Genomic DNA, 23,994 nt, shown 5'->3' on the forward strand with positions numbered 1-23,994 from the left:
GAAGGCCGTAGCGATGCCGAGGGAATTAATAATCTCGGCCGCTACGGCCTTTAGTCGTTTTCTACTTCGCGAGGCCGCCGGGTGGGTAGCCGAGGGCGGACTCGATGGGGGCATCGGCAAGCAGCAGGCTATCGCGCAGCGCATGCAGCTCCCCTAATCGATCGTCTCCTTCAGGCGCTCTTCGCGCAGGGGAAGCAGGACGATCAGGGCGATGATGACGAGCGGGACCATCAGCGCGATGACCGGGGTGAGGCCATCGTTATAGGAATTGAGGATCGCCTGCTCGAGGGGCTCTGGCAGGGAAGAAACCATATCCGGGGTGAGGCTATTGGCATTGCCATTGGCGTTATTAAACTTTTCAGCATAGGCCGCGCCCTCGGGGCCCAGCTGCTGGATGGCCCGCGGCAGGCGGTTGGCCATCTCATCCTGCATGTTGTTGATGAACATGGAACCGACCAGGGAAGCGCCCAGGGCAGAACCGATCTGGCGGAAGAAGTTATTCGCCGCGGTGGCCGTGCCCACCTGAGACAGTGGGAAAGAGTTCTGGACGATGAGCACGAGCACCTGCATGACCATGCCCAGGCCGATGCCGAAGGCGAGGAACTCGAAGCCGAGCTGTGTGAGCGAGGTGTCTACCGAGAGGCGGGACATCCAGAACAGGGCGCCTGCGGTAATGGCTAGGCCGATGAGGGGGTAGATCTTGTAGCGGCCGGTGCGGGCGATGATGAAGCCAACTCCGGTGGAGGTGCCGATAAGGCCAACCATCATTGGAATCATCATCAGGCCAGCGTTGGTGGGCGATAGGGTGTGGACCATCTGCAGGTAGGTGGGCATATAGCCCAGCACGCCGAACATGGCCAGACCCAAGATGACGCCGGACAGGGTGGTTAGGGCCATGTTGCGGTTCTTGAAGAGGCGAACCGGGATGAGCGGCTCGGCAGCGCGCAATTCCACGATGGTGGTAATGATCGCGCCGACGAGGGTGATGGCGCCGAGGGTGAGGATCATGGAGGAATCCCAGTCGTACTCGGTGCCGCCCCAGGTGGTCATGAGGATTAGGGAAGCGGTGGTAATGGCGATGAAGGTGGCGCCGAGCCAGTCAAAGCGCTTCATATCGGCCTGGCCCACGCGCAGGTTGAGCACCAGGATGCAGACCACCATGGCCAGCAGGCCGAGCGGGATATTCATCCACATGCCCCAGCGCCAGCCGGGGCCATCAGTAAACCAGCCGCCCAAGACGGGGCCAAGGACGGAGGACAGGCCGAAGACACCGCCCATAATGCCCATGAACTTGCCACGCTCGCGGGAGGAGGTGACCTCGGCGATGATGGACTGCGAGGAGATCATCATGAACCCGGCGCCGAAGCCTTGCACGGCGCGGGCGATGATGAGCACCGTCATGGAATCGGCGAAACCGCCGATGGCGGAGCCCACGACGAAGACGGCGATGCCGCCAATGTAGAGCCACTTGCGGCCCAGCATGTCACCCAGCTTGCCGGAAATCGGCATGGCGATGGTCATGGTGACCAGGAATGCGGAGATGACCCAGCTCATGTGGTCAACGCCGCCAAGCTCACCAACAATCGTTGGCAAAGCGGAAGAGAAAATCATCTGGCCCAGCGAGCTCATCAACATGGTGAGCACCAGCGCAGAGAAGATGAGCCCCAGGTTATCCGCCCGCGACTGGCCCTGCGCAGGAGCCTTTTCGACTGTATCTACCATCGGATTCCTTTCATAACATCATTAATCAAAGTCAGTGAATCATTCAGACGCGAACTCAGGGCGTCGCTGCAATCGCTATCGGGGGCGGCGATGGAAAGCCACAGGGCCTCGCGGACCACACCGGCGATGACCATGGCCTCCGTTGCCGTGGAATGACCCTCCAGGATGCGCAGTTCCGGTTCCCGGTCAAGGCGCTCCTCAATGAGTCCAATAAGCTCGATGGATTTCGCCCGCTTGCGACTAATGGAGGCGGCGGCCGCCTCCGGGTCATTAGCAATGCGCTTGCGTCGCTCCCGAATCGTGGGATTAACGTGATGGCCCTCCATGTGCTGCTCCACCAGGTTAAGGACGAGCTCCATGATGTTGGTGGTGGGCTCGTGGAGGAAATACTCGCGCATTTCCGCGGTGAAGTCAGCGCTTGGTGCCCCGAGCACGGCGGATTCCTTCGAATCGAAATAATTAAAAAATGTGCGCCGAGAAATACCGGCTAGTTCGCAGATCTCTTCAATAGTGACCTCGCCAAAGGAATGCTTATCCACCAGTTCGGTGGCGGCATCCTCAATGCGTAGCCGTGTTTCTAGGCGTTTCTGCTCGCGTAGTGATAGTTCTTCTTGCACAGAATGCAACTTTACACTCGGTGCAAACTTGCACCAAGTGCAAAATGAGTGATTTTGTAGATGTGTACGCTGAATTTATGGCGCAAGTCACGGCATGTGCTTGCCGATGCCCCTTTTCTTTGCGCGCACTTCCCGTACCCGGTCATGTTCCCGGGCATGCAAAACCCCGCTCAGAAGCGATTTCCGAGCGGGGTTGCAGCGCTAAAGGCGGCTGAGGTTAGATATTGTCGCGCTCGCGGTTGGTCATGCTCAATACGTCCAAGCGCTTGTCCAGCTCTTCCTCGGTGAGGTTCTCGCCGTCAACAAAGCCCAAGTCGATTACGGCCTGGCGGACGGTGATCTTCTCATTGAGGGCGTGTTTTGCGGCCTTGGCGGCATTCTCGTAGCCGATGGCGGAGTTCAGCGGGGTCACGATGGAGGTGGAGGACTCCGCGAAGTGCTTCATTCGCTCCTCGTTGGCCTCGATGTGGTCGACGCACTTCTCAGCAAAGACGCGGGCGGAGTTGGCCAGCAGGCGAGCGGACTCGAGCACGTTGCGCGCCATCATCGGGATGAAGACGTTGAGCTCGAACTGTCCCTGCGCGCCGCCGAAGGCAACGGCTGCGTCATTGCCCACAACTTGGCCGGCCACCATGGTAACCGCCTCAGGGATAACCGGGTTGACCTTGCCCGGCATGATGGAGGAACCAGGCTGCAGGTCCTTCAGGTGGATTTCTGCCAGGCCGGTCAGTGGGCCGGAGCCCAGCATACGCAGGTCATTGGCAATCTTGTTGAAGGATACGGCCACCGAGCGCATGGCGCCGGAAAATTCTACGAGGCCGTCGCGGTTAGCCTGTGCCTCGAAGTGGTTTTCTGCTTCCTTCAGGTTCTCAACGCCGGTGAGCTTCTTGAGCTCCTCGGTCACCTTGCCGCCGAAATCAGCGGAGGTATTCAGGCCGGTGCCGGTGGCGGTACCACCGATGGCGAGCTCTCCCAAGCGCGGGAGGGTAGCCTCGATGCGCTCGATGCCGAGCTCCACCTGGCGGGCGTAGCCGCTGAACTCCTGGCCCAAGGTGATTGGGGTGGCGTCCATGAGGTGGGTGCGCCCGGCCTTGACGACGTCCGCGAATTCCTTCGCCTTCTTAGTCAAGGACTCGTGCAGGACCTTTAGGCCCGGAATGAGGTCATTGACAGCCGCTTCCGTAGCCGCCACGTGGGTGGCGGTGGGGAAGGTGTCATTGGAGGACTGGCCCATGTTGACGTCATCGTTCGGGTGAACCTCTACGCCCTGCTTATGCACCAAGGAGGCGATGACCTCGTTGGTGTTCATATTGGAAGAGGTGCCGGAGCCGGTCTGGAATACGTCGATGGGGAAGGCATCGTTGTGCTTGCCATCCGCGATTTCCTGTGCGGCGGCGATAATGGCGTCTGCCTTTTCTGCATCCAGGCTGCCGGAGTCCTTGTTGACCTGTGCGCATGCAGCCTTGAGCAGGCCAAGCGCACGAATCTGCGCATCTTCCAAGCCGCGGCCGGAAATAGGGAAATTGTTTACCGCGCGCTGGGTCTGTGCGCGCCACAGGGCATCAGCGGGAACTTTAACCTCGCCCATAGTGTCATGTTCGGTACGGTATTCGGTCATGAGAATCACCTCGGTTGATTGATTGTGTGCACCTACCCCCAGTATGGCGAAAAGCTAAAAGTCAGTGGGTGAAAAGCCCGAGCCTGCCCCGCCATTTGGGGGTGAGGTTTAGTTCTTGGTGGGGTCCGAGTAGTCCACCACTGAGTATTCCTGCAGTTTAGCCAGCTTGTGGAAGGAATCGACGTAGCGAATGGTGCCGGACTTGGAACGCATGACCAGCGAACGGGTGGAGGCACCATTATTGCGGTAGGAAACACCGCGCAGCATGTCACCATTGGTCACGCCGGTAGCGGCGAAGTAGCAGTTCTTCGACGAAACCAAATCATTGGTGCCCAAGACCTTATCCAAGTCGTGTCCGGCAGCGCGGGCCTTTTCTGCTTCTTCTTCATCCTTCGGCCACAGCTTGCCCTGGATCTCGCCACCCATGCACCGCATGGCGCAGGCGGTGATGATGCCCTCAGGGGTACCTCCAATGCCCATCATTATGTCGATGGAGTTGGAATCCTGGCAGGCGGCGATGGCACCTGCCACATCGCCATCCATAATGAGGCGCACCTTTGCGCCTGCCTCGCGGATCTCCTGGATGAGCTTTTCGTGGCGCGGGCGGTCCAATACCACCACGGTGATATCGGCGGTGCGCAGGCCCTTTGCCTTGGCCACGGACTCGATATTCCATTGCACGGACTGGTTGATATCGATGGATCCGACGGCTTCTGGGCCCACGGCGATCTTTTCCATGTAGAAGACCGCAGATGGGTCATACATGGTGCCGCGCTCTGCGGCGGCGATTACGGAAATGGCATTGGGGCGGCCCTCGGCCATCAATCGCGTGCCATCTACCGGGTCCACAGCAATGTCCATCGCCGCGCCTTCGCCCGTGCCGACCTCTTCACCGTTGAAGAGCATCGGGGCCTCATCCTTTTCGCCCTCACCAATGACGACAACGCCCTTCATCGCCACGGAGTTAATCAGTTTGCGCATGGCATCGACTGCCGCGCCATCGCCCTCATTCTTCATGCCACGACCAACCCAGCGGCCAGAGGCCAAGGCGGCGGCTTCGGTCACGCGCACCAGCTCCATGGCCAAGTTACGGTCGGGCAAATAAGAAGTATTTTCGGACATGTGTAGTGGTTGCCTTCCATGTTTTCTCACCGTGGGGGTAATTCCCACGCGATTAGTGTTCTACTTGTCCTATTCTGGCACTTTTTGGCGTCAATAGGTCCGATTTGGGGCCCCTTTTGCGGGGTTTTTCCTTTCTCTAGGCAGCATTATCGGCGCGAATGTGCGCACGCGGGAGGCATGTGGCACTTTCACGGTGGCTCATGCGATACTAAGGCGCGTGGCTGCAGAACAAAGACCGAAGATTTTCGAAGGCGCTCGCGACATCATTTTGTCCCTTTCCGTAGTGGTGGTCATGATGTTGCTCGTGGTGGGCGCGACGGGGCTTTGCTCGGTGAATCCGGAAACAGAGCAAGGCCCAGTTCAAGAGGTAGACGAGGAGACCTTCCTGGATACGCAGGCTCGCGCCGGTATTGGTGCTATCCGAGATCCCCAGATGCCCGAAGGCTGGCAGGCCAATGCGGCCCGCCGTTCGCAGCTAGGCGGCGACACAGTCACCGTCGTCAGCTGGCTTACCGCGGATGGAAACTACGTGGAATCCACCCAAACCCAGGTTTCTGCAGAAGAGGCGGGCGAAAAATACGACGCTAACTATCGCGGGCTGAACTCAATGCGCGAGGTAGCCGGCCATCAGGTGCGCGTGCTGGCAAGTGACGACGATTCTGTGCGCCGCTTGTGGATCGCCGACTTGGGCGATGCCCGCCTCATCATCTCCGGTGCAGCCCCCGATGAAGAATTCGCCGCCGCCACCGAGGCCTTTATCGAGGCCAAACCTATAAGCGGAAAGTAACCTCGCTGAGCCCCTCGGCGTCCGCTTCCACTGTGATTCCCTCAGTGTCACCGGTGGCTTCGTCCAAGGCAGCGGCATCCAGCCCGCTCAAACGCGTCTTTTCTAGGTAGACGTCCACGCGCTCGCGCTGGGAACGGCGCGGGTAGATGGAGACTTGGACCACTTTGGCATCGGCAAGCAGCAGCACGATGGACCGGGAAAAGTAACTCAATTCCTCTTCTGTGGCCGAAACCTGGGTGCTGGTATGCGCCGGCCCGAAAAATTCCTCTACCAGCGCGCGGGAATCGCCGCCCATGATGGAGCCTGCCGATGCCGATTTGGAGACGAAATCAATCCGCCTTCCCGGGTAACCATAAATCTGCATTACTCTTCACCCTCCTCAGCCTGCTGCTCGCTGTGTTCCGCCTTTTCAAGGGCATCCTCCACCCGCTTGGAGGCGCCATCCAAGTGGGACTCGCACGTGCGAGCAAGCGCCTCGCCGCGCTCCCAGTATTTCAGGGACTCGTCCAGGCCCATTTGGCCGAGCTCTAAAATCTTGACAGTTTCAATGAGCTCATCGCGCGCCTGTTCGTAGCTCAATTCCTCTACGGGAGTAAAGGCATCTTGGCCTGGCTGGCCGGAACCAATGGTTTCATCTGACATCAGCATTCTCCTACTATTTCTGGCTAATCGGCGGCCTGGGAGGCCATGGACACGGCGGTGATGGAACCATCGCCCACGCGAATGCGCAATTGCGCGCCGGGCGGTGATTGCTCATAAGAGCTAACGACCTCCGGATCGCTGCCATCTTTGGGCAAGACCTGGACAATAGAATACCCACGGGCAAGCGTCGCCGAAGGACCTAAAGCAGAAACCCGCGCGCGAAGGGACTCCACGTGCCGGGTCTCACGGTCTAAGAGCACCCGCAGTTCGCGGCGCATGCTCGTGCGCATGCGCTCGACCTCTTCGCGCCGAGCGCGGATTGGCGTCATCGGATCGGCCAGCACTGGGCGCGAGCGGATATTATCCAATCCACGGCGCTCGCGTTCTACCCAGCCGCGCAAGGCCGCCGCCATGCGGGATCGCGCCTCAGCGATGACCGCGCGTTCCTCTGCCACCGACGGGACCACGCGCTTGGCGGCGTCCGTCGGGGTAGCCGCGCGCAGATCTGCGACGTTATCGAGCACCGGACTATCCGGCTCGTGGCCAATCGCGGAGACCACCGGGGTGCTGGCGGCCACGACGGCGCGTTGCAGGGCTTCTTCAGAAAAGGGAAGGAGATCTTCGACGGAACCGCCACCGCGGGCGATGATGATGACATCGATCTCCGCATCGCCGTCGAGCTCCTGCAAGGCGGAAATCACCTCGGGGACGGTATTCGCCCCCTGAACAGCGGTATTAATGACGCGGAATTGCACGGCCGGCCACCTGTCGCGGGCTACCGCCACGACATCGCGCTCGGCGGCAGAACCGCGGCCGGTAATCAGGCCGATTTTCTGCGGGAGGTAGGGAAGCGGGCGCTTGCGCGCGGGATCAAAGAGGCCTTCTGCGGCAAGCTGCGCGCGCAGCTTTTCGATGCGCGCCAATAAATCGCCGATGCCCACGTGCCGAATCTCCGTGGTCCACAGGGAAAAGGATCCGCGGCCGGCATAAAAGGCGGGTTTGCCGTGCACGATGACGCGGTCGCCGTCTTTTAGCGGCGTGGGCAAGTTGTGCAGCATTGAGGAAGAGCAGGTCAATTGCACCGACTTTTCCTGCTGCACATCGCGCAGGGTGAGGTAGGACAGCTTCCAGGTGGGCTTGTAATTGATCTGCGTTAATTGGCCTTCCACCCACAGGTATCCAAGGCGCTCGATCCATCCCTTCACCTGGTCATTGACCTGGCCCACGGGCCACGGGGTCTCTGGAGTATTTGCCGGTTGATTCACGCAGCCACCCTTTCCATCTACAGCGCCATACGGTGCCCTTTAGTGTAGGTGCTCAAGGCACGTGGCGCCCCGCTTGGGTGGCCTAGATGGGCGCTTTCCCTGCTGGATAGCCCTTACTATTGTTTTGCTTTACCTTTCGATACTCTGGGAGGCATGACTGATGGTAAAAATGTTCTCCTCGCGGCACCGCGCGGTTACTGCGCTGGAGTGGACCGCGCCGTCGAGACCGTAGAAAAGGCGCTAGAAAAATACGGCGCACCCATTTATGTGCGCAAGCAAATCGTCCACAACCGTTATGTCGTTGAATCTTTGGCCAAGCGCGGAGTCATCTTCGTTGAAGAGGCCGCCGAGGCCCCGGAGGGTGCTCACCTCGTCTTTTCCGCCCACGGCATCTCCCCGGCGGTGCGCAATCAGGCACAGGAGCGCAAGCAATTGACCTTGGACGCTACCTGCCCCTTGGTGACTAAGGTGCACAAGGAAGCCCAGCGTTTCGAGCGCGATGGTTACCACATCCTCCTCGTGGGCCACGAAGGCCACGAGGAGGTAGAAGGCACCGCGGGCGAGGCCCCCGATGTTACGCATCTGGTCGATGGCGTCGACGGCGTGGACAAGCTGCCAGACTACCTGCAGGATGAGAAACTCATCTGGCTTTCGCAGACCACACTCTCGGTGGATGAGACCGTTGTCATCGTCAATAAGCTGCGCGAGCGTTTTCCGCACCTAGAAAACCCGCCGTCAGATGATATCTGCTACGCCACTCAAAACCGGCAAGAGTCCGTCAAAGCCATTGCACCGAAGTGCGATCTTATGATCGTGGTGGGGTCTAAGAACTCGTCCAACTCCGTGCGCCTCGTAGAAGTCGCGCTCGAGGCGGGTTCACGCGACTCCCACTTGGTGGATTTTGCCGACGAGATCGATGAATCGTGGCTAGACGGCGTAGAGACCGTTGGCGTGACCTGTGGCGCCTCCGTGCCAGAACTTCTTGTGCGCGAGGTGCTCGAATACTTGGATGAGCGCGGCTTTAATGACGTGGAGCAAGTGACCACCTCCACCGAATCCATTACTTTCGCGCTGCCGCGCGATCTGCGTCCTGCCCGCACCTAGCGCTGCAACGCCTAAAACGACAACAACCGTGAGCCTGGTGGCCTCTTAAAGAGTGCCGGGGCTCACGGTTTAGTTTATTCGTAGAGGTTATCGTCCCAACGCTGTTTCTTGGCAGTGTCTTTTGTCGAGGAAGCGAGATCTGGTTCGGGAGCCGGTGGTATCACGTCCCCTGCGCGCCGGTGCGGATCCGGTTGCAAGCGATTTTCGCGTTCCGCCTGTTGCTCGCGACGGCGCTCTTCTCGGTCGCGGCCACGGATGCGGTCCTGCGGCTTCCGCGGAGGTTGCGCCTGTGCGTGTGATCTGCGGCGGGAGGCGCGTGGAGAGGGGGCCTGCGGGTTTTCGGATCTATTGCGCGCCATGAGTTCCGCCACGGAAAGCCGTTCAGCGCGGTTCTGGCGATCCCGCTTCATGTCCGCGCGCCGCGCGACCTTTTGCTGATTCACAGCGCGTTGGGCGGCCTTGCGGAAGCGCATCCAGCGCAAGACGCCGATTGCGGTCGCGCCGAGAACCGCGATAAGCAACCACAGGAAGTTCTGGACCAGCGGATACACGGAGGTCAGCAGGGACGTTTTAGAAAAACTGGTGCCTTCCGGAGCATTGGACTTGGTGATGAAGATTCCCGCCGTCACCACGGTTACCGCGTACAAAATGGGGATGGACGCGATGGACAGGAATAATCCTCGCTCCTCAACGATGAGCGCTATGAGCAGGGAGCTGATGATGAGAAAGGCAAAGTACATCCAGCCTATGGAGCCGACAAGAATGGAAATCAATGCGCCGGTGAGCAAAAGTGCCGCCAATAGTCCAAGGCCCTTCAGCAGCGAGATGCTCGGCATGCTCAGGCTTTGCGCGGCGGTAGGCTTTCGTTGTTTGGCTAGTGACACGTCGCAAAATCCTACCGTCTGGCGCGGGCCAATGGCTATATCCACGCAGTAAAACTGCCTAGATTTTAAGAAGAATTTGTCCCGCGCGGCCACGTATCAATGGGGGAGGGCTCGCGCGGCGCTCTGTTCGTACGGCCGGGAATCTCCATTTCGTGCAGCTTGCGGGCGGTCACGCCCACGCGCGAATCAAGCGAGGAGAGCGTGGAATTATAGGCTTCTACTGCCTTTTCGAGTCCTTGGCCCACCTTGCCATAGTGCTCCGAAAGGGTATTGAGACGCGAATAGAGCTCACGTCCCAAGCGTTGGACTTCTTTTGCCTTGGCGGAAATATCTTCCTGGTGCCACCCCATAGCTACCGTGCGCAAGAGCGCGAAGAGTGAGCTCGGGGTCGCGATGACGACGTTGCGTTCAAAACCGAACTCGATGAGCTCAGGATCGACCGATAACGCAGCATCGAGGAAAGGATCCGCGGGTACGAAGAGCACCACGAATTCCGGGGTGGGTTGGAAGGCCTCAATATAGTCTTTGTGGGATAGCGCCTGGATGTGACTGCGCAGCTGATGCGCGTGGCGGCGCAGGTAGCCGGCGTGTTCTTCTGGATCGTCGGTTTCTAGCGCATCGAGGTATGAAGAGAACGGAACCTTGGCATCGACGATGATATGCCTGCCACCGGCCAAGTTGATGAGCATATCTGGGCGCACGATGCGGCCATTTAAGGGGGCAGAGACTTGGGAATCGAAGTCCACGTGCCGTCTCATGCCGCCGAGTTCGACGACGCGCTCTAGCTGGATCTCGCCCCACCGCCCGCGCACATTGGGCGAGCGGAGAGCCGTAACGAGCTGATCCGTGCGCTCTGTTAGCCGGGACGAGGTGCGGGTCACCGCCTGCACTTGGCTGGACAGGGAGGCTAAGTGGGCGGTGCGGTCTTCTTCCAGTTCTTGTAGCTGGAATCCGAGCCTATCCATGGCCTTTTCTAGCGGTTGCAGCTCGGCCTGGCGGCGCTGCGATTCCTGCAGCGCCCGGTGCTCCTCGCTCGGCGCGGAGCGGGACACGGAATGGGAGTGGGCCAACCAACCCAGCACGGCGCCCAATAGGAGACCGATGAACAGCAGCAGCACAGGCAAAGTGGATGTCATGGAATCCACTATGACACGTGCTGCCGACATGGCACACTATTTATTCGAATCTCCGTTCAAAAGATTTTCGAAGGCATCCCGCGCGCGGCGCAGGTTGGAGCGCATGCTCGGATCGTCATAGTCGTCCGGGGTGGAATCGACGTCGACGGAATCATCCAGGGTGTTAGACGCGCCATCGGATGCGGCATCGGCGCCTGCGATATCGGGGTTGGCGTGTTCTGGAACCTTGCGCCACTGCTCGCGCTTGTATTGCGCCTGCTCTTCGGTATAGCGGCCGATGAGATAGCCCGCGACGGTGGAGTAATTGAGCTCGGAGGAGTGTTTTTCCCCGGACTGCAGCTTCATCATGTCCTGCACGTAGCGATAGGCAACCGCGATCATGGCGGCGGTCGGCACGGCCAGGAATCCACCGATGAGTCCAAAGAGCGCGGAGCCGACGATGACGGAGACCAAAACAATAACTGGGTGCAGGTTCATGGCCTTTGCCTGCAGCCACGGCGAGAGTACATTGCCTTCAAGCTGCTGGACCAAAATAACGAGGCCCAAGACCAACAGTGCTTGGGTAAAGCCCAAAGATACCAAGGCGATAACCACTGCGAGCGCGCCAGAGACAATGGCGCCGACGAACGGGATGAAGCCGGCGATGAAGGTAATGATCGCCAGGGCCATCGCCAAGGGCACGCCGATAAGCACGAGGCCGAGGCCGATAAAGATGGCATCGATAAGCGAGACCACCGCCTGCGCCCGAATGAATCCGCCCAGGGTATTCCAGGCGCGCGTGAGCAATTCCGTGAGGTGCCAGCCGGCGCGCCGGCCTGTGGCATCGCGCAGCCACGGCAGGAATTTGGTGCCGTCCTTGAGGAAGAAGAAGGTGAGCACCAAGACAATGAACACCGTGACGAAAAATGAGGTGGCATTGCCGATACCCGTAAATACAGACCCGGCGATAACGCCCGCACGCTCCTGCAACCAGCCTGCGGCCTCGTCGATATAGGTGCTCATATCGTCGCTATCGAGGTTCAAGGGTGGGCCCTGGGCCCAAACCTGGAGCTGCTGGATGCCGGAGACCGTTTGTAGGTAGAGCGACTGGGATTGCCGCATGAAGTCCGGCGCCACCGAGGCGATGAGCCCACCGACGGCGGCTGAAGAGAGCAGGATTGTCACAATCGCTGCCAGGCCCGCGGGTAGTCCCTTTGTTCGCATCCAACGCGCCATGGGGTTAAGCACTGTACAGATAATAAGAGCCAAGAGCACTGGAAGGATGCCTTGCCAGAAGCTACCCAGGACCTGATATACAGCAAAAAGGAAAACGCCGATTATCAGCAGGCGCACGGCCCACAGGGAGGTCGATTTCACCATTTCGCCCGCAATGACGGAGCGATCGACCTGATTGCCCGGGGGATGTGGCGATACGTCGTCCAATTGGCTGGTGTCGAAGTCACCGTCCATCTTATCGCCCGGGCTCGCCTGCGGCTTTTCGGGTGTTGGTTGCTTATCAGAACTCACCCCACCATCTTGCCTCATAACGCGGTAGGTGCGTTAGGATTAGCCCCGTGAGTCTTACACTAGGAATCGTCGGCTTGCCCAATGTGGGCAAGTCCACTTTGTTTAATGCCCTGACCCGTTCCGAAATCTTGGCGGCTAATTACCCATTCGCCACCATCGAGCCCAACGTCGGCTTGGTGGAGCTGCCGGATCCCCGTTTGGACACCCTCGCTAAGATGTTCAACTCCGAGCGCATCTTGCCGGCAACCGTGTCCTTCGTGGATATTGCCGGCATCGTCGCAGGTGCCTCGCAGGGCGAGGGTATGGGAAACGCCTTCCTAGCCAATATCCGCGAGGCCGACGCTATCTGCCAGGTGGTCCGCGCCTTTTCTGATGACAATGTCATCCACGTCGATGGCCAGGTAGATCCCGGCAATGACATTTCCGTTATTAATACAGAGCTGATTCTGGCGGATCTGCAGACCATCGAGAAGGCCCTGCCGCGCCTAGAAAAGGATGCCCGGAAGAATAAGGACTTGGCGCCTGTGGTGGAGGCCACCAAGAAGGCGCAGGAAATCCTAGAGGATGACCGCACCCTCTTCGCCGCCGCCAAGACCGGCGAGATTGATCTTTCCCTCGTGCGCGAGCTGCACCTGATGACGGCTAAGCCCTTCCTCTATGTCTTTAACTCGGATGAGGCTGTGCTTACCGATGCCGCCAAGAAGGAAGAGCTGCGCCAGCTCGTCGCCCCAGCAGATTGCGTCTTCCTCGATGCACAGACCGAGTCTGAGCTCTTGGAGCTGGATGAGGACGAGGCAAGCGAGTTGCTCGAGGCAGTAGGCCAAGAAGAGCCCGGCTTGGCTACCCTGGCCAAGGCCGGATTCTCCACCTTGGGCCTGCAGACCTACCTCACCGCTGGTGAAAAGGAAGCCCGCGCGTGGACCATTAAGCAAGGCGCTGCCGCACCCCAGGCCGCTGGAGTTATCCACACCGACTTTGAAAAGAAGTTCATCAAGGCTGAAATCGTCTCCTTCGACGATCTCGTTGCCGCCGGCTCCATGGCCGAGGCGCGCGCCAACGGCAAGGTCCGTCAAGAAGGCAAGGACTACATCATGCACGATGGCGACGTGTGTGACTTCAAGATCGGTGGCTAAATCCTAGCTTGTTGCAGGTTGCGAAAGTAAACGTGGCGAGCGCGCGAATGTAGAGTTATCCTATTTGCGTACCCAACAACAATAAGGAGATCATAATAATGGCTGAGCTAGAAAACAAGACGATCGCAATCATTGCTACGAATGACTTTGAAGACTCCGAGCTGACCTCTCCGCTAGAGGCTGTGCAGAAGGCCGGCGCTACCGTGAAGGTTCTGGCGCCTAAGGCTGGCACCATTACGGGCAAGAACGGTACCGAGATTAACGTTGATGCTACGACCAAGGACTCCGAGGGTGAGACCTTCGACGGCATCATCTTGCCTGGCGGCACCAATAACGCTGACCTCATCCGCCTGGATGAGGCAGCCGTTAGCATCGTGCGCAAGCACATGGGCGAGGACCGCCCCTTGGGCGCCATCTGCCACGGCGGTTGGATTCTAGCCGATGCAGAGGCCCTCAAGGGTCGCACCTTGACGTCCTTCCCGTCCCTGCAGACCGATCTCCGCAACGCAGGTGCTACCTGGGTTGATGAAGAGGTCCACTGCGATCAGGGCTTGGTCTCCTCCCGTACCCCGGATGACCTGCCTGCATTCAACGCGAAGTTGGTTGAAGAGTTCGCCGAGGGCCAGCACTAAATTAGGCTAGAGCCTTCATTACTCCCTACGCGCCAGATGGTGAGAAACCTCCTGGTTCGTAGGGAGATTTTTCGTCTATAGCGGCATTTTTGAACTCGCTAGGGCGGATCAAGGATTTGGTTGAATGTTTAAGGATTCTCGCCGTCTGCTAACCTATGAACCCAGAAGGGGAGTAGTTCCTACGGTGCCCACCCGCGCCGCGATGACTGGTCGACACACTGGCTTAATAGCCCGGCCACTCAGCATCGATGCATCGATGCGAACGAGACCTTCGGACTGATTCTGGTTGCCGAAGGGAGAGTAGTGGACCTTGTCTTCTTTAAGTACTGAGCAGCGTATTTTAGAGCGCTTTATGATGTTGTCCATCGCCGCGGCGGTGGCGACAATTGTCCTGAAATCCTTGGCGGCGTGGCTGACGGGCTCGGTTGGTTTCTTCTCTGATGCCCTCGAATCCCTCGTGAACCTCGTGGCAGCCATCGCTGGCTATTGCGCTTTGCGCATTGCCGCTAAGCCTGCCGATGATAATCACCACTTTGGCCACGGCAAGGCGGAGTATATTTCCGCGTTGGTAGAAGGGGCGATGATCTTCCTCGCAGCAGGGGCCATCATCTACACCGCGGTCCAACGCCTTTTTACTCCCCAGCCCGTTGAAGAAGGCGGTTGGGGTTTAGCGCTGTCGCTCTTGTCCTCGTTGTTCAATCTGGGCGTCGGTCTAGCCTTGATCAAGGCGGGTAAGCGCTACCGGTCTGCGACGCTAAATGCGGATGGGCATCACCTGATTACGGATGTGTGGACCTCCGCCGGCGTCCTCGCGGGCATGGCTGCGGTGTATCTCACGGGCTGGTTGTGGCTCGATGCGCTTGTGGCCTTGGCCGTTGGCATCAATATCTTGTGGACTGGATTTAAGATTTTGCGCGATTCTGTCAGCAGCCTGCTTTCTGAGGCCCTTCCGCAAGAAGAGCAAGATCAAATTTGGGATCTTTTAGCTGAACTGGAAAAAGAAAAGTCCGTGACCTTCACGGACCGGCGCACGGTAGCCTCTGGCAGGCAAAGAATGGTCTACCTGACCATGGAGGTGCCGGCGAACTGGAGCGTTTTATACTCGCACGAGATTGCCGATGACGTCGAAGTCGCCCTTGACCAGCTTTTCCCCGGATGCAGTGTGTTTATTCACGTGGAGCCGGCCGGCGTTGCACATCGCCGCCCACTTCCATTCCGGCAATAAATAAAGGTCCAAGGCGTACTGCCCGGGGCCTTTATTCGCGTTTTATTAAGCCTTGACGCTTACTTCCTCGTCGGAGTCTTCCTCCATGATGTGCTTGACGCCGTTTTCGGCTTCATCCCACACCTCTTGGTTTTGGATGCCTGCGCGCTTGGCGACGACCGTCGCGCACAATGCCTGACCCGTGACGTTCAGCGCCGTACGGCCCATGTCAATGATGGGTTCAACGGCCAGCAGCAAACCGACGCCAGCCAGCGGCAGTCCCAGCGTGGACAGGGTCAGCGTGAGCATAACCGTCGCGCCAGTGGTACCCGCGGTAGCCGCGGAACCAATGACGGAGACGAAGATGATGAGTAGGTACTGCGTGAAGTCCAGGTCTACGCCGTAGAATTGCGCGACGAAGATCGCAGCAACAGCGGGGTAGACGGAGGCGCAGCCATCCATCTTCGTGGTAGCGCCGAGTGGCACTGCAAAGGACGCATACTCGGTGGGAACGCCCAAGGCACGTTCGCTAAAGCGTTGCGTTGCGGGCATAACACCCATGGAAGAACGGGTGACAAAGCCCAAGGACGTTACCGGCCAGATGCGCTTGTAGAAGCCCTTGACCGGAATATTGTTGAACTTCAGCACTGCAGGGTAGACCACGGCGAAGACGATGGCTAGACCCACATACATTGCCAAGACGAACTTGCCCAGCGAGCCAAGTGCGTCCCAACCGTAGGTAGCAACGGCCTTACCGATAAGCGCTGCGGTACCAATCGGTGCCAGGCGGATAATCCACCACAGGACCTTCTGGATGACCTTGAGGAAGGACTCCGTAAAGTGCAGGAAGGGATCGGCAGCCTTACCGGTCTGTACGGCGGCGATGCCAATGGCCAAGGAAATAACCAGCAGCTGAAGCGCACCGAAATTGAGGGTAACTTCGCCATCGCTAGCAGAGGCCGTAAGCCCGATGAAGTTTTGAGGGAGCAGCTGCTCGAAGAAGGCAGTCCACGAACCAACGCTAGACGGATCCCCCGCAGTGGATGCATCGACGCTCGTGCCAGCACCGGGCTTCAAGACTAATGCCACGACGATGCCCACAAGGACGGAGAAGAACGCCGTAATGGCGAACCACACCAACGTAGAAATGGCCAGTGACGCTGCATTGGCAACCTTGCGCAGGTTGGCCACCGAGGTGACTACCGCGGCGAAGATGAGCGGCGGAACCATGACCTTCAATAGTTGGACATAGGCGCCACCAACTCCGCTGAGCAGGCTGGTCAGCCACCCTGGATTATCTGGATCGGTATCCATTCCAGATGCAATCAGTCCCAGGATAAGGCCGATGATAAGGCCCGCAATGACTTGCGCGCCAAACCCCGTTGCCCAGCTAGGCAGCTTGGGGCGAGAGGAAACTTTTTGTGTCATAGAACGTCCTTTAGAAATCAACTGAACAGGTCTGACTATTTGTTGAGTACGGTTCTGTTCAACTTCAACTAGTTTCACTTTATTCCACACGTCAAACCGCAAAGAAAAAGGGTCTCGTTTGCAGCAGGGGAATCGCAAAGACCGCTTTGCAGACAAAGCAGTTCAGTACCTACTCTCGCTTTCGCCTTCAGCCGCGACCTCCATCCCCGCCTTTTATTCCCTCATCCTGCAGACCCGCCCTTCGCGCTCACCGCGAAAGTCGGATGGCCCGATTGAGCGCTTCCCCGTGAGCGCGAAGGGCGGCGGGGCGATTCATAAGGTTTCGATTGAACACACTGTTCGCCCGCTCGAATTCGTTCACTTCACCTTCGCGCTCACCGCGAGCACGGTGCCCCGTTAAAGACCGCCGCCCGTGAGCGCGAAGGTCGGTGGTGCACCACGAGGAAACTAAGAGAACAGCGCTGAATCAATGCAGCGGGGCACCGTCAGCTGCCATACTGGAACGATGAAGATTCTGGTAACTGCTTTTGATGCCTTTGGTGGCGAAGAAATTAACCCTACGGAACGCGCGCTGGATAAGCTGCCGGACGAAATTGGCGGAGCGCAGATTATTAAGCACCCTGTGCCAACAGTGTTCGGTGAAGCACTGAAGCAGGCGATTGCTGTGGCCGAGGAAGAAGACGTGGACGCGGTGGTCTGCCTGGGGCAAGCCGCTGGGCGCGGCCATATCACTCCGGAACGAGTAGGTATCAACTTGGCGGATGCCTCCATTCCGGATAATGCTGGTAACCAGCCCAGCGATGAGTCAGTGGTTGAAGGTGGCCCTGCCGCGTACTTTTCTACCCTGCCGGTTAAGGCAATGGTCACAGCGATTCAGGAGGCGGAGATTCCGGCACGGGTCTCGACTACCGCGGGAACATTCGTCTGCAACCATCTGCTCTACGGCCTGTTGCACCATTTCAAAGATATGCAGGTAAAGGTAGGCTTTATCCACGTGCCGTTTATTAAGGAACAGGCTAAAGAACACAGCCCGATGCTGGAGCTTACGGAGGTCGTTCAGGGCGTGGAGCGCGCGATTGGCGCAGTGGCGAAAAACGCTTAGGGTCACCTTGCTAGAGAAATTTTCCGCCCAAATATAGATTTAAAGTCATGTCTCGCTTAAGTCCTCTCAACTGGCCGGTTGTGCGCCAGCTGCGTAGCGGCGATCCCTTTGGCAGGGATATCAATACGCAATCAACCAAGAGTAAGGAAAAGCACGGGCGCACGGTAGAAGCTGACCGCGTGGTGCAATCCGTGTGCCCATATTGCGCGGTTGGTTGCGCCCAGCGCGTATACGTCAAAGATAACCGAGTCATCCAGATTGAGGGCGATCCGGATTCGCCGATTTCGCGCGGGCGTTTGTGCCCCAAGGGCTCGGCATCGGAGCAGTTGGTCAATTCCGCAACGCGATTGACCAAGATTAAGTACCGCGCACCGCACTCCACCGAGTGGCAGGAGCTGGATGAAGACACCGCGATGGACATGATCGCGGATCGCTTCTTGGAGGCGCGCCGGAAGGGCTGGCAAGACACCGATGACTCGGGGCGGACTCTAAACCGCACGATGGGTGTCGCTGGACTTGGTGGCGCGACCTTGGATAATGAGGAAAACTACCTCATTAAGAAGCTTTTTACCGCTGCCGGTGCGGTGCAGCTCGAAAACCAGGCGCGCATATGACACTCCGCCACAGTTCCTAGTTTAGGAACTTCGTTTGGCCGCGGCGGCGCAACCCAACCGCTGCAGGATATGGCGAATGCTGATTGCATCGTCATCGAGGGCTCGAATATGGCCGAGTGCCACCCAGTGGGATTCCAGTGGGTCGTAGAAGCCAAAAAGCGTGGTGCCCGCATTATTCACGTGGACCCGCGTTATACGCGTACCTCTGCGTTCTCCAACCGTCACATTGGCATTCGCGGAGGTACCGACGTGGTGCTGCTAGGCGCGGTTATCAACCATATGCTCCAAAATGAGCTGTACTTCCGCGACTATGTCGTTGCATATACCAATGCGCCGATGATTATCTCGGAGGACTACCAGGACACCGAGGAACTGGACGGACTGTTTTCTGGATATGACCCAGAAACCGGCACGTACGTGACCGATTCGTGGCAGTACGTGCAAAAGCCGGAAGGTTCCTCCTGGAATGTCGAGCGCGATGACACTCTGGAGCACCCGAATTCAGTCTTCCAGATTCTCAAGCGCCACTATGCGCGCTATACCTCTGAGCTGGTAGAAGAAACCTGCGGCATCGCCCAGGAAGACTTCTTCTACCTGGCGGATTCCATTGCGCAGAATTCCGATCCGGAACACACCACGTGTTTCGCCTATGCCTTGGGCTTTACCCAACACACCTTGGGCGCGCAATTCATCCGCACCGCTGCGATCCTGCAGCTTTTGATGGGCAATGTGGGTCGCCCGGGCTCGGGAATCATGGCCCTGCGCGGGCACGCCTCCATTCAGGGCTCCACCGATATTCCGACGCTCTTCCACTCCCTGCCTGGCTACCTGCCCATGCCGAGCGTGGAAAAGCAGACGTGGCCGGAATTTGTGGATGAGATCCGGGATGAGTCCCAAAAGGGCTTCTGGCAGATTGGCGAGAATTACGCCGTGTCCTTGATGAAGTCCTACTGGGGAGATGCGGCGACCAAGGAAAATAACTGGGGCTATGACCTCATGCCGCGCATTTTCGGCGCGCATTCTACCTATGAAACCCTGCAGGCCATGCTCAATGGTCAGGTAGATGGCTACTTCGTCTTCGGGCAGAACCCGGCGGTGGCGCAGTCCAATGGTGGCATGCAGCGCCGCGGTTTGGCATCGCTGAAGTGGCTGGTCGTGCGCGATTTCCAGGAAATCGAAACCGCATCGTTCTGGAAGGACGCGCCGGAGATTAAAAACGGCGAGCTGAAGACGGAAGACATCGAAACCGAGGTCTTCTTGATGCCCGCTGCCACCCACGTGGAAAAGGCTGGTACCTTTACCCAGACGCAGCGCATGCTGCAGTGGCGTTTCCAAGCGGCACCGCCGCCAGGCGATGCCAAGAGCGAGCTGTGGTTCTTCTACCAGCTGGGTAAGAAGCTCAAGGAACGCCTGCGCGATTCCACTGATCCGCGCGATCTCCCGCTCCAGAAGGTGACGTGGGATTATGCGGAAAATGAGGAAGGCGAGCCGAACTCTGAGGACGTCCTCAAAGAGATCAACGGCTACTACTTGGATGGTCCCAAGAAGGGCCAGCTTTTGCCCACCTTCGTGGAGATGAAGAATGACGGCACGACTTCCGGCGGCTGCTGGATCTACACCGGCGTGTACAAGGATGGCGTTAACCAGTCCGCGCGCAAGGTCCCGGGGTCGGAGCAGAACGAGGTCGCGCCCGAGTGGGGCTGGGTTTGGCCTGCTAACCGCCGCATTTTGTATAACCGCGCTTCGGCCAAGCCGGATGGCACCCCGTGGTCCGAGCGCAAGAAGTACGTGTGGTGGGACGAGGCCCAGGGCAAGTGGGTAGGCGATGACGTCCCTGACTTCCCTGTGACGAAGTCGCCGGAGTACAAGGCACCTGCCGATGCCGTCGGTCCAGACGCCCTCGATGGCACGGACGCTTTCATCATGCAGGCGGACGGTCGCGGTTGGCTCTTTGCGCCTTCCGGGCTTTCCGATGGCCCCTTGCCTACCCACTATGAGCCGCAGGAGTCCCCGGTTACGAACGTGCTGTATAAGCAGCAGCAATCGCCGACGCGCTTGGCCATCAAGCGCCCGGATAACCTGCAGCGCCCAGAACCGGGTATGCCTGGTGCGGAGGTTTTCCCGTTCGTATTTTCTACTTACCGCCTAACAGAGATGTATACCTCGGGTGCGATGTCGCGCCGCCTGCCTTATTTGGCGGAGCTGCAGCCAGGCCTATTCTGCGAGGTGGATAAGGACTTGGCCGCAAAGCGCGGCCTGGAAAATGGCGAGTGGGCGACGATTATCTCGCCGCGCGGTGTGATTGAGGCGCAGGTCTTGGTCACCGATCGCATGCAGATGTTGAAGATCAATGGGGAAGAATTCCACCAGATTGGCCTGCCCTTCCACTACGGCGAGTCCGAGACCACCGCTGTGGCAGGCGACGGCGTTAACGATCTCTTGGGCCTTACGCTCGAGCCGAATGTGTTTATTCAGAACTCGAAGATCGGCGCCTGCGATATCCAGCCGGGCCGCCGACCTAGGGGAGAAGGCCGCTTGAAGCTGCTCAAGCAGTATCAGGAGCGGGCTCAGTTAAGCGTGGATTCTGGCAATGATTTGTTGTCGGTTCCGGACTCGTTTACCTATAACCCGGAGCCCGAAAAGCATGGCCAGCCTGGGGCGGAAAGTAGTGACGGCGATACGGCGAGTAATGGCGAAGAAGGTAAGTAAATGACTAATCTACTGACCGAGGACGCGGGCCGGCACGGCTATGATTCCTACCGCCGCATGGCCTTTTTCACCGATACGTCTGTGTGCATCGGCTGCAAGGCCTGCGAGGTCGCGTGCAAGGAATGGAACCGCAACCCGGTAGAAGGATATGACGTCACCGGTGATTCCTATGACAACACCGGCGCGCTAGGTGCTAATACGTGGCGGCACGTGGCCTTTGTGGAGCAAAACAATGACCGCATTGAGAAGGCGCGCGAAGAGGGAAAACAGCTTATTTCCCTTGGCATGCCTACCATCGGTGGCACACCGGACGAAGTCGATACCACTCCGCCGGATACGGATACGTTCCGGTGGTTGATGTCCTCGGACGTCTGCAAGCACTGCACGCATGCGGGGTGTTTGGACGTGTGCCCCACGGGCGCGCTCTTCCGCACAGAGTTTGGCACTGTGGTCGTCCAAGATGACGTGTGCAATGGCTGCGGAACCTGCGTGGCGGGGTGCCCCTTCGGCGTCATCGAACGCCGCGATGATGGCGGGGTATCGCTGAAATACGATAAGACCGCGACGGTGGATTATCAGGATAATTCGCACGCCGGTATTAATGTGCTGAAAAAGCTCAAGCAGCGCAAGCCCCAAGGCGCGGACCACACGCCGGGTGAGGCAATGCCGATTAAGAATGTGGGCGTCGCCCAGAAGTGCACCATGTGCTATGACCGCCTGAAACAGGGCGAGCAGCCGGCGTGCTCCAAGACGTGTCCTACCGATTCCATCCAATTCGGTACCTATGAGGACATGCTGGCCGCGGCGAAGGAGCGCGTGCGCGTCCTGCACGAACAAGGCATGACGGAGGCGCGGCTCTATGGCGCCAATGATAACGATGGCGTGGGCGGAACCGGCTCTATCTTCTTATTGCTGGATTCGCCAGAGGTCTATGGCTTGCCGCCGGATCCGCGTGTGCCCACCGCGGATTTGCCGAGCATGTATAAAACCGCGGCGAAGGCCATCGGCGGGATGGCGCTGGCCGTGGCGGGTTCCTTTTTGATTGGAGGGCGCAAATGAGCGGTTTTGATGAGTACCGGCCACCGCAGCCGGAGCGGCCGAATCGCTACCGCAACTTCGACGGGCCGAAGCGCAAGAAGAAGCGCAAGCGCCCGGGGGCGGGTGCGCAGGATGGCTCCAAAGAGGAGCGGATGGCAGAAGACTTCGAGTTTTCTTCCTATTACGGCAGGCCGGTAGTCAAGGCCCCGCCGTGGGAGTGGCCCATCGGTGGGTATTTCTTCTTGGGCGGCATTGCCGGCGGTTCGGGCCTTTTGGCTACCGGTGCACAGGCCGCGGGCAACGCGCCCTTGCGCCGGGCCACGCGGGTAGCGGCCTTTGGCGCGGCGGCCGCTGGATCGGTCTTTTTGATTTTGGATCTGGGCCGACCGGAGCGCGCGTTAAATATGTTCCGCGTATTCAAGGTGACCTCGCCGATGTCGCTCGGATCGTGGCTGCTCGCGGGCTTTTCCACCGCGGCGGCCATTCCTGCCGTGGTAGAGGTGGATGACGCGACCAAGCGGAAGCTGCCGCTGCCGAAGTGGCTGCGCGCGAGCCTAGGGAAGGCCGCGACTCCGGCCGGAGTGGTCACCGGTGTGCTCGGTGGCCCGCTGGCCGGATATACGGCGGTATTGTTGTCTAATACGTCCAACCCGGTATGGAATGACATGAAGCGGCACTTGCCCTATGTCTTTGTATCCTCTGCCTCGGCAGCGGCGTCCGGCCTGGCCATGGTGACCACCCCGGTGAAATACGCCGGTCCCGCCCGGGCCTTGGGCATGGCGGCCGCAGCCAGCGATATCGCGGCGACGAAGGTGCTAGAAAACAACATGGAGCCAGAGCCCCGCGAGGAATTGCATCACGGCACGCCGGGAAAGCTCATGCGCGCCTCGGAATACCTGATCGCCGCTGGCGGCGTGGGCAGCGCGGTGGCGGCGGCGACGAAGTCCCGCGCCGTGTCTGTGGCCTCGGGCCTAGCCTTGCTTGCCGGATCCGCGTGCACGCGCTTTGGCGTGCTCAACGCGGGCCTGGAAGCAGTCAAGAACCCGGCCACCACGATGGGCCCGCAAAAACGCCGCGCGGAGCGGCGCCGGCGCGAGCAGGGGCTTGCCACCGACGTGCTCAGCGCAGGCTAGCGAGGGCGAGCCAGGCTTAGTCGAGGTTGGCAAAGGAATCGGCGAGTTCTTCGCCGATTTCCTGCATGCGCGATTGCTCGGCCTCTAAGGACTCGGAATCGCGGTGGAGGTAGTAGTTCACCGCCGCGTCATGGACCGTGGTCACGCAGGTGGTCGAGATGGCATCCTCGACCTCCCAGGCCGAGCAATAAAAATGCCGGTCCGCGGCGGTGAAATCGAATGGCTTGTACTCATTTCCCGCGCGGCCTTGGGCGGCATTTTGCTTATCGATGTCCTCATTGACCAGTTCCAAGTAGCGCTCCGCCGCCGCATCTGGGTCATCGGGGCATACGGCCTCATTATCGGACTCGTATTTCGTGCCCAGCACGCTAATCTTTTCCGGCGAATCGCCGCCGTAGAGCACGGAAAAGGAATCATCCTCCTCGCTGGTGGAATCGGGATCCTGGTTAGCGCCTATGAGGGTGTCTGGCAGGGAAGTGCGCAGTTCCGATAATTCGATGGGCGAGCAGCTGCGGTTGGTGGTCTCGTCGGCGCAGGCGACAAGGCCCGCGCCGAGGGCGAGGGTGGCAAGGGGCAGGCTAAAAATACGGTGTTTCAT

General features: G+C 59.1%; 22 protein-coding genes. 10 read left to right on the forward strand and 12 right to left on the reverse strand.

Annotated features, from left to right (window positions below; genetic code table 11):
* The first annotated feature begins 13 nt into the window (after nucleotides 1–13).
* Complete coding sequence (locus tag QP970_RS06735) at nucleotides 14–157, forward strand: hypothetical protein (protein ID WP_239267955.1); 144 nt, start codon at nucleotides 14–16, stop codon at nucleotides 155–157.
* Here the strand turns inward: QP970_RS06735 and QP970_RS06740 are convergent.
* The 4 genes from QP970_RS06740 to glpX all read right to left on the reverse strand — a co-directional run bounded on the left by QP970_RS06740 (nucleotide 154) and on the right by glpX (nucleotide 5,079).
* The gene (locus QP970_RS06740) at nucleotides 154–1,722 is read right to left on the reverse strand and encodes an MDR family MFS transporter (RefSeq protein ID WP_239267953.1); all 1,569 of its coding nucleotides are present in this window, start codon (nucleotides 1,720–1,722) and stop codon (nucleotides 154–156) included. The two genes, QP970_RS06735 and QP970_RS06740, sit on opposite strands and share 4 nt — an antisense overlap.
* Nucleotides 1,716–2,339, reverse strand: a complete 624-nt coding sequence (locus QP970_RS06745) for a TetR/AcrR family transcriptional regulator (protein ID WP_239267951.1) — start codon at nucleotides 2,337–2,339, stop codon at nucleotides 1,716–1,718. The genes QP970_RS06740 and QP970_RS06745 overlap by 7 nt, the downstream gene beginning before the upstream one ends.
* 217 nt (nucleotides 2,340–2,556) lie before the next feature.
* Nucleotides 2,557–3,957 (reverse strand): class II fumarate hydratase, encoded by a 1,401-nt coding sequence (locus QP970_RS06750; protein WP_239267949.1) that lies wholly within the window; start codon nucleotides 3,955–3,957, stop codon nucleotides 2,557–2,559.
* Nucleotides 3,958–4,065: 108 nt separating this feature from the next.
* Nucleotides 4,066–5,079: a class II fructose-bisphosphatase gene (gene glpX, locus QP970_RS06755; protein ID WP_239267947.1), complete on the reverse strand. Its 1,014-nt coding sequence runs from the start codon at nucleotides 5,077–5,079 to the stop codon at nucleotides 4,066–4,068.
* Between the two features lie 217 nt (nucleotides 5,080–5,296).
* Between glpX and QP970_RS06760 the strand changes: the two genes are divergently transcribed.
* On the forward strand, nucleotides 5,297–5,866 hold the full coding sequence (locus QP970_RS06760; protein ID WP_239267945.1) for a DUF4245 domain-containing protein: 570 nt from the start codon (nucleotides 5,297–5,299) through the stop codon (nucleotides 5,864–5,866).
* On the opposite strand, the gene QP970_RS06765 is transcribed toward QP970_RS06760, so the two are convergent.
* The 3 genes from QP970_RS06765 to xseA are packed head-to-tail and all read right to left on the reverse strand — an operon-like array spanning nucleotide 5,850 to nucleotide 7,773.
* Complete coding sequence (locus tag QP970_RS06765) at nucleotides 5,850–6,230, reverse strand: hypothetical protein (protein WP_239267944.1); 381 nt, start codon at nucleotides 6,228–6,230, stop codon at nucleotides 5,850–5,852. The genes QP970_RS06760 and QP970_RS06765 overlap by 17 nt on opposite strands.
* Entirely contained in the window at nucleotides 6,230–6,508 is a 279-nt protein-coding gene (locus QP970_RS06770; protein WP_023026190.1) for an exodeoxyribonuclease VII small subunit, read from the reverse strand. The genes QP970_RS06765 and QP970_RS06770 overlap by 1 nt, the downstream gene beginning before the upstream one ends.
* A gap of 23 nt (nucleotides 6,509–6,531) precedes the next feature.
* Nucleotides 6,532–7,773: an exodeoxyribonuclease VII large subunit gene (gene xseA / locus QP970_RS06775; RefSeq protein ID WP_239267942.1), complete on the reverse strand. Its 1,242-nt coding sequence runs from the start codon at nucleotides 7,771–7,773 to the stop codon at nucleotides 6,532–6,534.
* 153 nt (nucleotides 7,774–7,926) lie between these two features.
* Here xseA and QP970_RS06780 point away from each other — a divergent pair, with 153 nt between their 5' ends.
* A complete protein-coding gene (locus QP970_RS06780) occupies nucleotides 7,927–8,877 on the forward strand; it encodes a 4-hydroxy-3-methylbut-2-enyl diphosphate reductase (protein ID WP_239267941.1) in 951 nt (316 codons plus the stop codon).
* Nucleotides 8,878–8,951: 74 nt separating this feature from the next.
* Here QP970_RS06780 and QP970_RS06785 read toward each other — a convergent pair whose 3' ends face one another.
* The 3 genes from QP970_RS06785 to QP970_RS06795 all read right to left on the reverse strand — a co-directional run bounded on the left by QP970_RS06785 (nucleotide 8,952) and on the right by QP970_RS06795 (nucleotide 12,421).
* Nucleotides 8,952–9,761: a DUF6542 domain-containing protein gene (locus QP970_RS06785; RefSeq protein ID WP_239267939.1), complete on the reverse strand. Its 810-nt coding sequence runs from the start codon at nucleotides 9,759–9,761 to the stop codon at nucleotides 8,952–8,954.
* A gap of 65 nt (nucleotides 9,762–9,826) precedes the next feature.
* Entirely contained in the window at nucleotides 9,827–10,897 is a 1,071-nt protein-coding gene (locus QP970_RS06790) for a DNA recombination protein RmuC (protein WP_284771503.1), read from the reverse strand.
* A 36-nt stretch (nucleotides 10,898–10,933) separates the two neighbouring features.
* Nucleotides 10,934–12,421 carry an AI-2E family transporter gene (locus QP970_RS06795; protein ID WP_284771504.1) on the reverse strand — a complete coding sequence of 496 codons (1,488 nt, stop codon included), beginning with the start codon at nucleotides 12,419–12,421 and terminating at the stop codon, nucleotides 10,934–10,936.
* A 29-nt stretch (nucleotides 12,422–12,450) separates the two neighbouring features.
* Between QP970_RS06795 and ychF the strand changes: the two genes are divergently transcribed.
* From ychF to QP970_RS06810, 3 genes are all read left to right on the forward strand, one after another.
* Nucleotides 12,451–13,536, forward strand: a complete 1,086-nt coding sequence (gene ychF, locus QP970_RS06800; protein WP_284771505.1) for a redox-regulated ATPase YchF — start codon at nucleotides 12,451–12,453, stop codon at nucleotides 13,534–13,536.
* Nucleotides 13,537–13,634: 98 nt separating this feature from the next.
* Nucleotides 13,635–14,168, forward strand: coding sequence for a type 1 glutamine amidotransferase domain-containing protein (locus tag QP970_RS06805; RefSeq protein ID WP_005282146.1), 534 nt, complete (start codon nucleotides 13,635–13,637; stop codon nucleotides 14,166–14,168).
* A 310-nt stretch (nucleotides 14,169–14,478) separates the two neighbouring features.
* On the forward strand, nucleotides 14,479–15,393 hold the full coding sequence (locus QP970_RS06810) for a cation diffusion facilitator family transporter (RefSeq protein ID WP_474897287.1): 915 nt from the start codon (nucleotides 14,479–14,481) through the stop codon (nucleotides 15,391–15,393).
* A gap of 45 nt (nucleotides 15,394–15,438) precedes the next feature.
* Here QP970_RS06810 and QP970_RS06815 read toward each other — a convergent pair whose 3' ends face one another.
* On the reverse strand, nucleotides 15,439–16,800 hold the full coding sequence (locus QP970_RS06815) for a dicarboxylate/amino acid:cation symporter (RefSeq protein WP_284771506.1): 1,362 nt from the start codon (nucleotides 16,798–16,800) through the stop codon (nucleotides 15,439–15,441).
* Between the two features lie 505 nt (nucleotides 16,801–17,305).
* Between QP970_RS06815 and pcp the strand changes: the two genes are divergently transcribed.
* Genes pcp through nrfD form a run of 4 tightly spaced genes read left to right on the forward strand, consistent with a single transcriptional unit; the run spans nucleotide 17,306 to nucleotide 23,396 of the window.
* Nucleotides 17,306–17,902 carry a pyroglutamyl-peptidase I gene (gene pcp / locus QP970_RS06820; protein WP_284771507.1) on the forward strand — a complete coding sequence of 199 codons (597 nt, stop codon included), beginning with the start codon at nucleotides 17,306–17,308 and terminating at the stop codon, nucleotides 17,900–17,902.
* A 47-nt stretch (nucleotides 17,903–17,949) separates the two neighbouring features.
* On the forward strand, nucleotides 17,950–21,225 hold the full coding sequence (gene fdnG, locus QP970_RS06825) for a formate dehydrogenase-N subunit alpha (RefSeq protein WP_284771508.1): 3,276 nt from the start codon (nucleotides 17,950–17,952) through the stop codon (nucleotides 21,223–21,225).
* Entirely contained in the window at nucleotides 21,226–22,284 is a 1,059-nt protein-coding gene (locus tag QP970_RS06830) for a 4Fe-4S dicluster domain-containing protein (protein WP_284771509.1), read from the forward strand.
* A complete protein-coding gene (nrfD, locus tag QP970_RS06835; RefSeq protein ID WP_284771510.1) occupies nucleotides 22,281–23,396 on the forward strand; it encodes an NrfD/PsrC family molybdoenzyme membrane anchor subunit in 1,116 nt (371 codons plus the stop codon). Before QP970_RS06830 ends, nrfD begins: the two co-directional genes overlap by 4 nt.
* A gap of 16 nt (nucleotides 23,397–23,412) precedes the next feature.
* Here the strand turns inward: nrfD and QP970_RS06840 are convergent, their stop codons facing one another.
* Nucleotides 23,413–23,994: a hypothetical protein gene (locus tag QP970_RS06840; protein ID WP_284771511.1), complete on the reverse strand. Its 582-nt coding sequence runs from the start codon at nucleotides 23,992–23,994 to the stop codon at nucleotides 23,413–23,415.

It is taken from the genome of Corynebacterium sp. MSK073 (assembly GCF_030232085.1).
Classification (GTDB): Bacteria; Actinomycetota; Actinomycetes; order Mycobacteriales; family Mycobacteriaceae; genus Corynebacterium.

What these genes read in the sequence shown, in the direction of transcription:
- QP970_RS06735 (WP_239267955.1), top strand. Translation starts at nt 14, where the DNA reads ATGCCGAGGGAATTAATAATCTCGGCCGCTACGGCCTTTAGTCGTTTT.
- QP970_RS06740 (WP_239267953.1), bottom strand. Translation starts at nt 1,722, where the DNA reads ATGGTAGATACAGTCGAAAAGGCTCCTGCGCAGGGCCAGTCGCGGGCG.
- QP970_RS06750 (WP_239267949.1), bottom strand. Translation starts at nt 3,957, where the DNA reads ATGACCGAATACCGTACCGAACATGACACTATGGGCGAGGTTAAAGTT.
- glpX (WP_239267947.1), bottom strand. Translation starts at nt 5,079, where the DNA reads ATGTCCGAAAATACTTCTTATTTGCCCGACCGTAACTTGGCCATGGAG.
- QP970_RS06765 (WP_239267944.1), bottom strand. Translation starts at nt 6,230, where the DNA reads ATGCAGATTTATGGTTACCCGGGAAGGCGGATTGATTTCGTCTCCAAA.
- QP970_RS06770 (WP_023026190.1), bottom strand. Translation starts at nt 6,508, where the DNA reads ATGTCAGATGAAACCATTGGTTCCGGCCAGCCAGGCCAAGATGCCTTT.
- QP970_RS06780 (WP_239267941.1), top strand. Translation starts at nt 7,927, where the DNA reads ATGACTGATGGTAAAAATGTTCTCCTCGCGGCACCGCGCGGTTACTGC.
- QP970_RS06790 (WP_284771503.1), bottom strand. Translation starts at nt 10,897, where the DNA reads ATGACATCCACTTTGCCTGTGCTGCTGCTGTTCATCGGTCTCCTATTG.
- QP970_RS06795 (WP_284771504.1), bottom strand. Translation starts at nt 12,421, where the DNA reads ATGAGGCAAGATGGTGGGGTGAGTTCTGATAAGCAACCAACACCCGAA.
- QP970_RS06805 (WP_005282146.1), top strand. Translation starts at nt 13,635, where the DNA reads ATGGCTGAGCTAGAAAACAAGACGATCGCAATCATTGCTACGAATGAC.
- QP970_RS06815 (WP_284771506.1), bottom strand. Translation starts at nt 16,800, where the DNA reads ATGACACAAAAAGTTTCCTCTCGCCCCAAGCTGCCTAGCTGGGCAACG.
- pcp (WP_284771507.1), top strand. Translation starts at nt 17,306, where the DNA reads ATGAAGATTCTGGTAACTGCTTTTGATGCCTTTGGTGGCGAAGAAATT.
- QP970_RS06830 (WP_284771509.1), top strand. Translation starts at nt 21,226, where the DNA reads ATGACTAATCTACTGACCGAGGACGCGGGCCGGCACGGCTATGATTCC.
- nrfD (WP_284771510.1), top strand. Translation starts at nt 22,281, where the DNA reads ATGAGCGGTTTTGATGAGTACCGGCCACCGCAGCCGGAGCGGCCGAAT.
- QP970_RS06840 (WP_284771511.1), bottom strand. Translation starts at nt 23,994, where the DNA reads ATGAAACACCGTATTTTTAGCCTGCCCCTTGCCACCCTCGCCCTCGGC.